Genomic DNA, 12640 nt, shown 5'->3' on the forward strand with positions numbered 1-12640 from the left:
GGGCCCGGAACGACAACCGGTGTGCCGGAGTCGACACCGCGTCCCGACGCGCGGGAGCCCCGGTCCGCGTCGCGGACCGGGGCTCCGGGGCAGTGCGTCAGGCGCCGGCGGGGTGGACCTCGAACGTCTCCAGCCAGTCCTGGACGACGGGGACGTCGACCCGCTGCAGGCCGTCGATGTACCGGCAGTTGGACGTGTAGCCGTAGCTGGTCACCGTGACGACGTGCCCGGTCTCCGGGTTGAAGCTCGGGCCGCCGGAGTCGCCGAAGCAGGTGCCGCCGCCGCCGCGGTTGTCGTGCTCGTTGCCGTTGACCTGCAGGATCTGCGGGGTCAGCTTCTGGCCGACGACGTCGGTGTAGCGGCGCAGGATCGGGAAGCTCTGCGGGGTCGGCTTCTGCGGGCCGGAGTCGGCCTGCCGGACCTCGGTGCCGTAGCCGACGGCGGTGAACGTCGTGCGGTTCAGCCGCGGCTGGGCGTACCGGTCCAGCTCGTTCGGCGCGGCGACCTGGGCCGGCTCGACGCCGGTGACCGGCGCGTCGAGGACGACGACGCCCACGTCGTTCCAGTTGTCCGTGTCGGTGAAGTCCGAGTAGTCCGGGTGGGTGTGCGCCGTACCCGAGTACCAGCCGTCGGGGAGGGTCTCCCCGGAGCCGAAGCCCTCGGCCGGGACGCCGGCGGTCGGCAGGTCGGAGGGTGCCTCCTCGTCGACCACCGGCTCGAAGGTGACGATCGTGTCGCCCACGGTGCCGGCCGTGCAGTGCGCCGCGGTGAGGACCACGGTCGGGCTGACGAGCGTCCCGGAGCAGCGGTAGCGGCCGGTGGCGTCGTAGAAGACCAGCAGGCCCACGTTCTCGTAGACGTTGGTGCGGTCCTCGATGCCGCCGGTGACGGCTCCGGCCGGTGCCGGTGCCACCAGGCCGGCGGTGAGCAGGGCGGCGGCCCCGGCGAGCACCGCCTTGGTGCGTGCGTGCATCCCTCGTCCCCTCGGGTGTCCGTGGACCGCCGGGCGGCGGCTCCACCGAGGGGAACGAACCGTGCACGGAGGGGATACGCAACTCGTCAGGACCGGTGCCGGACGCGGGACGGGCGCTCCCGGCGGCGCGGGCCGGCGGCGGTGCCGGTCCGGCCGCCCGGGAGCGCCCGTCGTGTCGTCTCGTCCTCGCGCGCCCCGGGCCGGGGCCGCGTCCGCCGTCCTCCTCGCGGCGCCGGGCCGGTGACCGTGGCCGGGTCCCGCGGGCGTCCACCTCCTCCGGCGGGCCGGGCGCCTGCCTGGCCGGGTCGCGCTCGGTCAGAGACCCGGGGGGACGACGGGGCGGGTCGTCCCCCGCCGGGCACCGGCGGGACCCGGTCCTCCGCCGCGGCGGCCGTCGCCGGACAGGCCGCGCCGCGCTCGTCCGGGCCTCCCGGGAGGGTCCGCGCGCTGCACCGGGTCGGTGAGTCGGCGGGGGTCGAGGCCGGATCGTCGTGCGGGAGCGTCTGTCGGGCGGCGGGGACTCCCGCTGCCGGGCGCCGCTCCGCGGTGCGGTCCGGGGCCTCCCTGGAGGGTCCGCGCGCTGCACCCGGGGGTGAGTCGGCGGGGGTCGAGGCCGGATCGTCGTGCGGAGGGGTCTGCCCGGCGGCGGGGTGCCGCGGTGGAGGGCCAGGGGCGGCCGTGGTCGGCCGGGAGGTGGATCTGCTCGGGGAGCGGGCCGGCGGTCCGGCCACCCGCGGGGGGAAGGGGGCGGCCGGGCCCGTCGAGCACGTCGACGAGGGGCGGACGCGCGTCCCCGGGGAGGGGGCGCGCTGCGGATCAGTCGGGAGCCGGTGGCGGCGGCCGGGGCGAACCCCGCGCCGGGTGCCCGCCCGGGTCGCCCCGGGTGCGCACCGCACCGGCGGTGCGCGGCGGGTCGGGCGCCCGCGCCGTCGGCCGCCCGGCGGCGGGCCGCGCCGGCCAGCCGGCTGGGGCCAGCGCCGGACCCGCGGAGCGGGGGGCGGCGGGACGGGGCGGGACCGGCCGGCCGGAGCCGGCCGGGAGCGACGCCACGGCGGGGGAAGGCGCCGCGGGCCGGATCGTGGGGGTGCTCGGCAGCTCGGTGAGCACCACGGGGCCGTTCGGGACGCGAGGCCACGGTGCGGCCGGTGCGGCCGGTGCGGCCGGGCGGGGGCGGCCCCAGGCCAGGTGCGCGCCGTCGGGGCCGGCGCCCCAGAGCGCCAGCCGCCGGACCAGGCCGGGACCGGGCGGCGGGACGACGACGGGCGCGGTCGGCCACGCGGCGTGGGCGCCGTCGGGGCCGGCGCCCCACATCGCCAGCCGCCGGACCGAGGCCCGCAGCCGCGCGCGCCAGCGCGGGCCGGCCGCCGGCACCGGGAGCGGGGCGGCCGGAGCCGCGGGGACCGGCGGCGCGGGGACCGGCGTCGCCGCCGGCGGGACCGGGCGCGGCCGCGGCACCGGCACCGGGCGGGCGACCGGTAGCGGCCGCAGCGCGCGGGGGGCGCCCGGCGAGCGGGTCGACACCGCGCGGCGCGGCCGGGGCCGCCGCGGCAGCTCGTGCGCCCGGTCGAGCAGGCCGAACAGGCCGGCCAGGGACAGGTCGTCCGGCAGGGTCGCCGACGACGGGGCGGGTGCCCGGTCGATCGCCATGCCGTCCTCCTGGGGGTCTTGGTCCGCAGCCGGGGAAGGTGCTGCGGACAGGGAGAACGGTAGGGACGGCGGGCCTCGCGAACGGCCGATCGGGACACGTCCTGGAGACCCCGTGACGCAACCGTTGTGACGCCCTGACCAGCGCGTTGGTCACCCGGCGCTGCCGGCGATCACTTGTCGACCCGTCGACGGCCCGCGAGCGTGGGAGGCCCCCGCGGGACCTCCGGTCACGCCCGGACACGCCCCGGCGCGCCCGGCGTGTCGGGGCGCGTCCCGACGGGCCGCGCCCGCCTCCCGTCCCCGTGTCCCCGACGGTGCGGTCCGGTTGCCGGGGGTTCCGGGCCTGCCGAGACTCGACCGGTGAGAGAGCAGCCCGCGACGGCGGCACCCGACAAGACCCCGGGCGGCACGGACGAGCCGGACACGAGGCTGCGCCGCGCCGTCACCGGCCCGCTGCTCTACCTGTTCATCCTCGGCGACGTCCTGGGTGCGGGCGTCTACGCGCTCGTCGGCGAGGTGTCCGCGGAGGTCGGCGGGGCGATCTGGGTGCCGCTGCTGGTCGCGCTGCTGCTCGCGCTGCTCACCGCGGGGTCCTACGCCGAGCTGGTCACGAAGTACCCGCGCGCCGGCGGCTCGGCGGTGTTCGCGGAGCGGGCGTTCCGCTCGCCGGTGGTCGCCTTCCTCGTCGGCTTCTGCATGCTCGCCGCCGGCGTCACCAGCGCCGCGGGCCTGGCGCTGGCCTTCGCCGGCGACTACCTGACCGTCTTCCTCGACGTGCCCGCCGCGCCGGCCGCCCTGGTGTTCCTGCTGGCCGTGGCGCTGCTCAACGCCCGCGGCATCCGGGAGTCGCTGCGCGCCAACCTGGTCATGACGCTGGTGGAGACCTCGGGCCTGGTGCTCGTCGTCGTCCTGGGCGCGGTGGTCCTCGGGCGGGGCGACGGCGACCCCGGCCGGGTCGTGGAGTTCCCGCCCGGGGTGTCCGCGGGGACGGCGGTGCTGTCGGCGGCGCTGCTGGCCTACTACTCGTTCGTCGGGTTCGAGACGTCGGCCAACGTCGCCGAGGAGGTCCGCGACGTGCGGCGGGTCTACCCGCGGGCGCTGTTCGGCGCGCTGCTCACCGCGGGCGTCGTCTACGTGCTGGTCGGGCTGGCCGCCGCGGTCGTCCTCCCGCCCGGGGCGCTCGCCGGCTCCACCGGGCCGCTGCTCGAGGTGGTCCGCGCCGCCGACGCCGGCATCCCCGATGAGCTGTTCAGCGTCGTCGCGCTGGTCGCCGTCGCCAACGGCGCCCTGCTCACGATGATCATGGCCAGCCGCATGGCCTACGGGCTGGCCGAGCAGCGCCTGCTGCCGGCGGTCCTGGGCCGGGTGCTGCCGCGCCGCCGGACGCCGTGGGTGGCCGTCGCCGTCACCACGCTGGTGGCGATGGGCCTGAGCCTGGCCGGGGACCTGGCCACGCTGGCCAACACGGTGGTGCTCCTGCTGCTGTTCGTCTTCCTCAGCACCAACGCCGCGGTGCTGGTGCTGCGCCGCGACCGGGTCGACGCGGCACACTTCCGGGTGCCGCCGGTGGTGCCGGTGCTCGGCATCGCCTCGTGCCTGCTGCTGCTGTGGCGCCAGGAGGCCCGGACCTGGGCGTTCGCCGGCGTCCTGCTCGCGGTCGGGGTGGTGCTGTACCTGGTGACCGCGCTGCCGCGGCGCCGGGCCGGGGGCTGACCGCGGCACAGGCGCCCCCGGGCCCGGTTGCGAGGATGGCCGGGTGGCTCCTCCCGCACCGCGGACCCTGGTGATCGACACCGACCCCGGCATCGACGACGCGCTGGCGATCCTGCTGGCGCTGGCCAGCCCCGAGGTCGACCTCCGCCTGGTCACCACCACGCACGGCAACGTCGACCTCGCGCAGACGACCGAGAACGCGCTGCGGGTGCTGCACCTGGCGGGCCGCTCCGACGTCCCCGTGGCCGCGGGCGCCGCGGAGTCGCTGGTGTTCCCCCAGCCCGAGCGGGCCGGGCACGTCCACGGCGCCGCGGGTCTCGGCGGCGTCGAGCTGCCGCCCTCCCCCGCCGCCGTCGACCCCCGCCCGGCCGTCGTCGCACTCGCCGAGCTGCTCCTGGCGGCGGAGGAGCCGGTGACGGTGGCCGCCATCGGGCCGTGGACCAACGTCGCGCTGCTGCTGGCCACCTACCCCGAGGCGGCCGAGCGGATCGACCGGCTGGTGCTCATGGGCGGCTCGGCCGGCCGCGGCGGCAACGTCACCGCCGCCGCGGAGTTCAACGTGTGGTCCGACCCGGAGGCCGCCGCCCGGGTGCTCGGCTCGACGGTGCCCACCGTGCTCGTCGGCCTGGACGTCACCCTGCCCACGGTCCTCGACGAGGACGGCATCGCCCGGTTCGCCGCGGCCGGGCCGGTCGGGAAGACGGCGGCGGCGATCCTGCAGCAGTACCTGGACCACGCCCGCACCTCCTACGGCACGACCGGCGTGGTGGTGCACGACGCGCTGGCGCTCACCGAGGCGATCGTGCCGGGGACGCTGGGCACCGTCCGCCGCGACGTCGTCGTCGACACCACCGCGGGGCCGGCCCGCGGGCAGACGCTGGTCGACCGGCGGACGGTCTCGCACTCCCCCACCGCGGTCGACGTCGCCGAGACCGTGGACAGCCCGGCCGCCGTCGAGTTCCTGGTCAGCCGGCTGGCCGGCCTGGCGACCCGGGTGGGCTGAGCCGCCCGGGTGGGCCGGGCGTCACTGCTGCGGCGGCTCCGTCACGGAGGCGACGATCCCGGTCGCGATGTCGCGCAGCTTGCGGTTGTAGCGCTGGGAGGCCGTGCGCAGCAGCTCGAAGGCGGCCTCGGCGTCGACGTGCCGCTGCGCCATCAGCACGCCCTTGGCCTGCTCGATGACCGCGCGGGACTGCATCGCCAGCTCCATGTTGCGGGCGTGCTCGCCGAGCTGGGCGTGCGCGTCGGCGTTGGCGACGGCGACCGCGACCGCCTCCGCCACCGCGCGGGCGACCTCCGTCGACGCCGCGGAGGCGAACGCGGCGGGCTTCGTCGAGTAGTTGTTCAGCGCCCCGATCGTCGTGCCCTGGTAGGGCAGCGGCGTCGACAGCGAGCTGCGGACGCCGACCTCCACCACCCGGGCGACGTAGTCCGGCCAGCGGGTCTCGGTGTGCGTGTCGTCGATGCGCAGCGCCACGCCGCCGCGGCCGGCGTCCAGGCAGGGGCCGTAGCCCCGCTCGTACTGCAGCTCGTCGGCCGCCAGCGCCATGTCGCCGTGGTGGGCGGCGGTGGTGGCCACGTCGCCGCGGACGAGGGTGATCGACGTCGACTCGGCCCCGGGGATGCTCTCGGCGGCGATCCGGGTGACCTCGCCGAGCACGTCGTCCAGTGCCCGGTCGGCCAACTGCAGCCGGCTCAGCGCTCGCCAGAGGTCCTCCACGGGGCACATCCTGCCCGTGCCGGCCGCTGCCGTGGAGCCGGGTGATCACCCCACGTGCGGGGGACGCGCGGGCCCGCCGCTGCGGGTCAGGGCGCTTTCGGTCAGGATGGACGCCGGTCGGCGGAGCAGACGCGAGGGGTGGGACATGGGCCAGGAGGCGTGGCCGTGCACTCCGGTGCCCTCCGTGGCCGGCGACGTCTGGCACTGGCAGCTGGAGGCCATGCACGTCGTCTCCCGGGTCCGTGCGGACCTGCGGGCGCGCATCGCCCACCCGTCGGTGAGCACGTCGTCGACCGAGGACGCCCGCGACGGGCTGCTGCTGGTGTTCGAGGAGCTGGCCTCCAACGCCCTGCGGCACGGCGGCGGCGACGTCCGCGCGCTGGTGGTGGCCAGCCCCGCCGGGTGGCTGCTCGACCTCAGCGACGAGGCGCCCGAGCGGCCACCGGTGCCCGCCGTCGACCGCGACCCGTCCCTGGGCGGGATGGGCCTGCACCTGGTCGCGCAGCTGTCGGTCGACTACGGCTGGGAGAAGCGCCCCGGCCGCAAGCACGTGTGGGCGCGGCTGCCCTCGGGCCTGGAGCCGGTCGAGGGCTTCGGCAGCCAGGTCCCCGAGCCGCGCGCGCCGGAGATCCCCCGGGACTGAGCCCCGGGCTCAGGCCGAGTCGGCCACCGCCGCGCCGTCGTGCTCGGCGCGGGCGCAGTGCGCGCAGCAGTAGAACTGCCCCTCCACGACGACGCCGTGGCCCACCACCTTGACGCCGCAGTGCTCGCAGATGGGCGCCATGCGGTGGATGGCGCACTCGAAGCTGTCGAAGGTGTGCCGGGCCCCCTGGGCCACCACCTCGAAGCTCATGTCGTAGTCGTTGCCGCAGACCTCGCAGACCGCCATGGCCCCTCCCTTCCCCGGACGGGTCCGGGGGACACGGGGCCGGGTCAGCTGCTGCGGCGGGCGGTCCAGTTCGAGACGAAGTCCCGCAGGCTGCGGGTGGGCCGCAGCCACGCGCCGTCCGGCGGCAGGGCGTCGAGCCGGACGCGGTCCAGCGGCGCGGCGAAGGCGCCGGGGACGTCCTCGATGTCGATGAACTCCAGCAGGTCCGAGCCGATGGCGTAGCCCGCGACCTCGCTGAAGGCGACGACGACGACCTGGGTGCCGGTCCGCGCGAGCTCCTCGAGCGGCTCGGCGAAGTTGCGCCCGTCGCCGGAGAACACGACCAGCCGCCGCAGCCGGTGGCTGTGCGCGCGGACCTCGATGTGGTCGAGCATCGCCTGGTCGATGTCGTCGTCGGGCTGGCTCTTGGGCCGGGCGAAGACGGCGTAGCCGAAGCCGCGCAGCGCCTCCACCCAGCGCTGCAGCGAGCCGACGACCGGCGGGATGTTGGCGAAGACGCAGGCCTCGACCTCGGGTGCGTCCGGCGCGGCGGCGTCGCCGGCGCCGTCGACGAACCAGGCGGCGATCGCGTCGAAGCGCGGCCGGGAGGCGGCGGTGGGGCGGGCGCCGATGACCGTCGACAGGGTCATGTCGATGTTCGGCGCGTCCCAGATGAGCAGGTCCAGCGCGGGCCGCCCGCGGCCGCCGTCGGTCCGGGGCTCGGCCAGGGGCGTCTCGTCGCTGGTCGCGGTCACGGGGGCAGTCTGCCCGGTCGCCGTCGCGTCCGGGCCGGGGCCACCCGACGTGTCCGGCACCGGCGGGACGACGGGCGGGACGGGAACGGGAGGGACGGCGGCGGGCGGGACGGCGGCGGGCGGGACGGCGGCGGGCGGGACGGCGGCGGGCGGCGGGCCGGCCGGGGCGGTCGCCCGGCGGACGGCGCGCCGGCGGACGGGACCGGTCACCGCCGGACCACTCCCCCCTGTCCGCTCAGGGCAGCCCCCTCAGCGCAGCCGGCCGGCGAGGGCCAGCGCGCAGGAGTCACCGCCGCCGGCCCGCACCCGGTCCGCCCAGCGCTCGACGTCCTCGGCGCTCATGGGGTGGGCGAGCAGGTAGCCCTGCGCGGAGTCGCAGCCGGCCTCGCGGACCATCCGCAGGTGCTCGGCGGTCTCCACGCCCTCGGCGACCGACCGGATGCCCAGGGTGTGCGCGAGCTCGACGATCGCCCCGAGCACCGCGCCGGTGCCGCCGGAGGCCAGCCGCTCGGCGGCGTTGATCAGCGAGCGGTCGATCTTCAGCGTCCCGATGGGCAGCGCCATGAGCTGCGCCAGCGAGGACCAGCCGGTGCCGAAGTCGTCGATGGCCACCCGCACGCCGAAGCCGCGCAGGACGGCGAGCTGGTCCTCGGCGCGGGTGGGGTCCTCGGCGACGCTGGTCTCGGTCAGCTCGAGCATCAGCTGCTCGGGCGCCAGGCCCGACTCGTGCAGCGCCGTCCGGACGTCGCGGACCAGCGTCTCGGCGGAGAAGTGGCGGGCGCTGATGTTGACCGCCATCCGCAGCGACAGGCCCTGCTCGGCCCACTCGGCGGCCTGGCGGGTGGTCTCGTGCAGCAGCCACCGGGTGATCGGGATGAGCTGGCCGGTCTCCTCGGCCACGGAGAGGAAGGCGTCGGGCGAGAGCAGGCCGCGCTCGGGGTGCTGCCAGCGCAGCAGCGCCTCGACCCCCTCCACCTCGCCGGTGTCCAGGCGCACCACCGGTTGGTAGTGGACGACGAACTGGTCGAGCGCGCCGTCGCGCAGCCGGGTGGCCACGTCCATCCGCCAGCGGGCGGCGTCGCGCAGGCCCGGGGAGAACAGGTGGACGCGGTCGCGGCCGGCCGCCTTCGCCGCGTAGCTCGCGGCGTCGGCGTCGCTGAGCAGCTGGTGGGCGTGCCGGAGCCCGGGCTGGGCGACGGCGACCCCGATGCTCGCCGAGACGGGCACCGAGACGCCGAAGGCGACGAACGGGCGGGCGAAGGAGCGCTGCAGCCGGAACGCCAGCGACGCCGCCTCCGGGGTGTCGCACGAGCGGGCCAGCACGACGAACTGGTCCCCGCCGAGCCGGCCGACGGCGTCGCCGGGACGGATCTGGGCGGCCAGCCGGGTGCCCACCTGGCGCAGCAGCTCGTCACCGACCTCGGAGCCGAGCGAGTCGTTGATGGTCTTGAAGCCGTCGATGTCGAGGAAGAGCAGGGCGGTGCGGGTGCGGTCGTCGGCCAGCGCCTCGCCCACGAGCTCGAGCAGCCGGGCGCGGTTGGCCAGCCCGGTGAGGTCGTCGTGGGTGGCCTGCCAGGCCAGCCGCTCCTGGTCGCGGACCCGCTCGGTGATGTCGATGTGGGTGACGACGAGCTGGCCGTCACCCTCCACCCGGGCCGCCTGCAGGCGCCACCACATGGGGCCGCCGGGGCCCTGGATGGAGTACTCGCAGGAGAAGGTGCGCGTCGGTCCCCCGGACGGCGCCGCCCGCAGCTCGGCCAGCCCGCCGGCGATGCGGGCCAGGTCGTCGGGGGGCACGCCCTGGCCGATCCGCGCGAGGTAGTCGTCGCCCACCTCGGCGATCTCCCAGCCCCCCGCGCGCACGAGCTCGGCGGCGTCCGCCCAGCTGCGGTTGACGCTGCGGACCCGGCCGCCGCGGTCGAGCAGCACGGTGGGGGTGGGGAACGCGTCGAGGACGGCGGTGGTCTGCCGGAGGGCGTGCGCCTGGGCGGCGTGCGCGCGGTGCCGCGAGTCGACGTCGCGGATGAACACCACCAGGCCGGTGCTGTCGCCGGAGGCGCGGACCTCGAACCAGCGGTCCCGCGGCCTGTGCAGGTACTCGAAGACGCGCGGGCGGCCGTCGTCGAGGGCGCCGGCGAGCTCGGCCACGAACTCGGTGTCGCGGAGGTCGGGGATGCAGTCGAGGACCGTCTGCCCGAGCAGCGTGTCGGCCGGCCGCCCGAGCAGGTCCTCCAGGGCGGCGTTGAGCCAGGTGAAGCGCCACTCCCGGTCGAGGTGACAGACCGCGTCGGGGACGCTGGCCAGCAGGTTCGGCGGTGCCGCCGCGCCCGCACGGTCGGATGGGTGCACGCCTTCTCTCTCCCCCTGCCGCACGCCGGACCCCGCTGGGCGGGTCACCGGTACCGGACCGGGACGGGATGGGAAGTCGGTCCGTGCGCGACGCGTACCCGAGGGTAGTGGAGCGGCGGGGTCTCAGGCACGGGCAACGGTTGACCGTTCCACGATCCGCGCTGCGGGCACCGCGGACGGCAGCGTGCCCAGCACCGATCCCCAGTCCCCGCCGAGGCGGGTGGCGCAGAACGCATCGGCAACCTCGGGCGGGGCGTACCGCAGCAGCAGCGAACCCTGCAGGCACTGGGCGAGCAGGCCGGCGACGCGACGGGCGCGCTGCGGCAGCGCGTCCGGGTCGCCGAGCTCGGCGGCCAGCCGCTTCACGGCGTCGTCGAAGCGCGCGTCGGCGCCGCGGGCCAGCTCGATCTCGTCGGTGACGGCGGCCAGCGACTCGCTGCTGCGGCCCAGGGCCCGCAGCACGTCGAGCGCGATGACGTTGCCGGAACCCTCCCAGATCGAGTTGAGCGGCGCCTGCCGGTAGAGCCGCGGCATGCCCGACTCCTCGACGTAGCCGTTGCCGCCGAGCACCTCGAGCGCCTCGCCGACGACGGCCGGCGTCCGCTTGCAGACGAGGAACTTGGCGGCGGCGCCGGCCAGCCGCAGGAAGGCCGTCTCGCCGGCGTCGACCGCGGCGGCCAGCCGGATCGCCAGCGCGGTGGCGGCCTCGCTCTCGACGGCGAGGTCGGCCAGCACGTTCTGCATGAGCGGCTGATCGGCCAGGAGCGCGCCGAAGGCGGAGCGGTGCCGGGCGTGGTGGACGGCCTGGGTGAGCGCCGCCCGCACCGTCGCGGCCGAGCCGATGACGCAGTCCAGCCGGGTGGTGTTGACCATCTCGATGATCGTCGGGACGCCGCGGCCGGGAGCGCCGACCAGCCAGCCGGTGGTGCCGTCGAACTCGACCTCGCTGGAGGCGTTGGCGCGGTCGCCGAGCTTGTCCTTGAGGCGCTGCAGGCGGAAGACGTTGCGGCTTCCGTCCGGGAGCACCCGCGGGACCAGGAAGCAGGAGACGCCCTCGTCGAGCCGGGCCAGCACCAGGAACAGGTCGCTCATCGGGGCGCTCGTGAACCACTTGTGCCCGGTGAGCGCGTAGCTGCCGTCGGCGTCGGCGACCGCCCGGGTGGTGTTGGCCCGGACGTCGGAGCCGCCCTGCTTCTCGGTCATGCCCATGCCGGCGACGAGGCCCGGCTTGGCGACGGGGTCGGTCAGCCCGAAGCGGTAGCCGGTCGCGGTGAGCCCGGGCTCGTAACGGGCGGCGAGGTCGGGCGCCGCCCGGAGCGCGGGCACGGCGGCGTAGGTCATGGTCACCGGGCAGCCGTGGCCGGCCTCGACCTGCGTCCAGCCGAGGTAGCCGACGGCGCGGCGCACGTGGGCGTGCCGGTAGCCGGCGTCGGCCGCGGCCCAGGGGGCGCCGGCCAGCCCGTGCTCGAACGCCGTCCGCATGAGCTCGTGCCAGGCCGGGTGGAACTCCACCTCGTCGATCCGGTGGCCGTACCGGTCGTGGGTGCGCAGCACCGGGCGGTTCTCGTCGGCCAGCCGGCCCCACTCGCGGGCCTGCTCGCTGCCGGCCAGCGCACCGAGCTCGGCCAGCGAGGCGAGCGTCGCCTCGTCGGCGTGCCTGAGGCAGGCCTCCCGCAGTGCCGCGTCCCCGACGATCGGGTCGTACCCGACCAGCGGCGGGGCCTGGTTCAGGACCTCGTGCGTCGCACCCACGCCGCGCACCGTACGACCTCGCTGTCACCGTGGTCACACCCCTCCCGCGCGCCGTTCCACGTGGAACGGCGGCGGTCAGAAGGGCGGCGGGTCGACCGGGTCGGCCGGTGGCATCCCGGCGTCCTGGGGTGGTGGATCAGGTTCGGCCGCCGGTGGTGGTCGCATGCCCGGTGGCCGGGTCGTCCGCGTGATCCCGGAGGGGGTCGTCACCGTCAGCACCCCGTCCGGGGTCATCTCGAACCGCCAGCCGCGGGCGAAGGTCCTTCAGGCGGTGGTGGCTGCGGCACAGGCAGCAGAGGTTGGCGCAGTCGGTGGTGCCGCCGTGGGCGTGGGGGATGACGTGGTCGGCATCGGCCCAGCCGACCCGCTGGCCGCAGGTGGGGAAGCGGCAGGTGCGGTCGCGGGTGTGCACGAACCGCCGCTGCGGCGCGGAGGGTGCGTAGCGGTCGGTCGGCTCGGGCCGGTCGAGCACCGCGCACGCGCAGTCGTCGCCGGCTCCAGCCGACTGCTCGACGTCAGCGTCGGCCGGGTGGTCGGGGCAGCCGCGGCCGGCCAGCCGGCGGAGCTGGTCGAGGGTGGTGGTGGCGCGCAGCGTGCCGTCGTCGTCGACCAGCGCGAGGGTGACCGACCCGCCCTCGGGAACGCGCAGGCCCAGCGCGTCGAGCTGAGCCAGGAGTTCGCGGAGGTGGGCGGCGGTGATCGGCAGCCCGTTCACCGAGCCGGCCTCGGTGCTGGCGCCGGTCAGCGCGCTGAGCGTGGCGATGATCTGCAGGTGCGCGGTGACCGGCGGGTGGCCGGTCTCCCACGGGCGGTGCAGCAGGTCGGCGTAGACCAGGGTGCGCAGCTGCCCGATCGGGCGGGGA

The 12640-nt window shown here is 76.7% G+C and carries 10 protein-coding genes and 1 pseudogene; 3 read left to right on the forward strand and 8 right to left on the reverse strand.

What is annotated here, in order from left to right:
• Window positions 1-97: 97 nt before the first annotated feature.
• Together ACI8AR_RS15275 and ACI8AR_RS15280 are read right to left on the reverse strand one after the other, a co-directional pair.
• On the reverse strand, window positions 98-973 hold the full coding sequence (locus tag ACI8AR_RS15275) for a trypsin-like serine protease (protein WP_457051784.1): 876 nt from the start codon (window positions 971-973) through the stop codon (window positions 98-100).
• 816 nt (window positions 974-1789) lie between these two features.
• Window positions 1790-2620 (reverse strand): hypothetical protein, encoded by an 831-nt coding sequence (locus tag ACI8AR_RS15280; protein WP_457051785.1) that lies wholly within the window; start codon window positions 2618-2620, stop codon window positions 1790-1792.
• 360 nt (window positions 2621-2980) lie between these two features.
• On the opposite strand from ACI8AR_RS15280, the gene ACI8AR_RS15285 reads away from it, so the two are divergent.
• The gene (locus tag ACI8AR_RS15285; protein ID WP_457051786.1) at window positions 2981-4333 is read left to right on the forward strand and encodes an APC family permease; all 1353 of its coding nucleotides are present in this window, start codon (window positions 2981-2983) and stop codon (window positions 4331-4333) included.
• Between the two features lie 43 nt (window positions 4334-4376).
• Window positions 4377-5336, forward strand: a complete 960-nt coding sequence (locus ACI8AR_RS15290) for a nucleoside hydrolase (RefSeq protein WP_457051787.1) — start codon at window positions 4377-4379, stop codon at window positions 5334-5336.
• A gap of 21 nt (window positions 5337-5357) precedes the next feature.
• On the opposite strand, the gene ACI8AR_RS15295 is transcribed toward ACI8AR_RS15290, so the two are convergent.
• Entirely contained in the window at window positions 5358-6053 is a 696-nt protein-coding gene (locus ACI8AR_RS15295) for an ANTAR domain-containing protein (protein ID WP_457051788.1), read from the reverse strand.
• A 184-nt stretch (window positions 6054-6237) separates the two neighbouring features.
• Between ACI8AR_RS15295 and ACI8AR_RS15300 the strand changes: the two genes are divergently transcribed.
• Window positions 6238-6696 (forward strand): ATP-binding protein, encoded by a 459-nt coding sequence (locus ACI8AR_RS15300; RefSeq protein WP_456936224.1) that lies wholly within the window; start codon window positions 6238-6240, stop codon window positions 6694-6696.
• A 9-nt stretch (window positions 6697-6705) separates the two neighbouring features.
• Here the strand turns inward: ACI8AR_RS15300 and ACI8AR_RS15305 are convergent, their stop codons facing one another.
• The 5 genes and pseudogenes from ACI8AR_RS15305 to ACI8AR_RS15325 all read right to left on the reverse strand — a co-directional run.
• Entirely contained in the window at window positions 6706-6942 is a 237-nt protein-coding gene (locus tag ACI8AR_RS15305; protein WP_387988703.1) for a hypothetical protein, read from the reverse strand.
• Window positions 6943-6986: 44 nt separating this feature from the next.
• The gene (locus ACI8AR_RS15310; RefSeq protein WP_456927790.1) at window positions 6987-7676 is read right to left on the reverse strand and encodes an NYN domain-containing protein; all 690 of its coding nucleotides are present in this window, start codon (window positions 7674-7676) and stop codon (window positions 6987-6989) included.
• 249 nt (window positions 7677-7925) lie between these two features.
• Window positions 7926-10025, reverse strand: coding sequence for a putative bifunctional diguanylate cyclase/phosphodiesterase (locus ACI8AR_RS15315; protein ID WP_457051789.1), 2100 nt, complete (start codon window positions 10023-10025; stop codon window positions 7926-7928).
• A gap of 123 nt (window positions 10026-10148) precedes the next feature.
• On the reverse strand, window positions 10149-11777 hold the full coding sequence (locus ACI8AR_RS15320) for an acyl-CoA dehydrogenase family protein (RefSeq protein ID WP_457051790.1): 1629 nt from the start codon (window positions 11775-11777) through the stop codon (window positions 10149-10151).
• Window positions 11778-11913: 136 nt separating this feature from the next.
• Window positions 11914-12640, reverse strand: a pseudogene (locus tag ACI8AR_RS15325) (hypothetical protein); the annotation flags it as partial.

The organism is Geodermatophilus sp. SYSU D01036 (assembly GCF_054050435.1).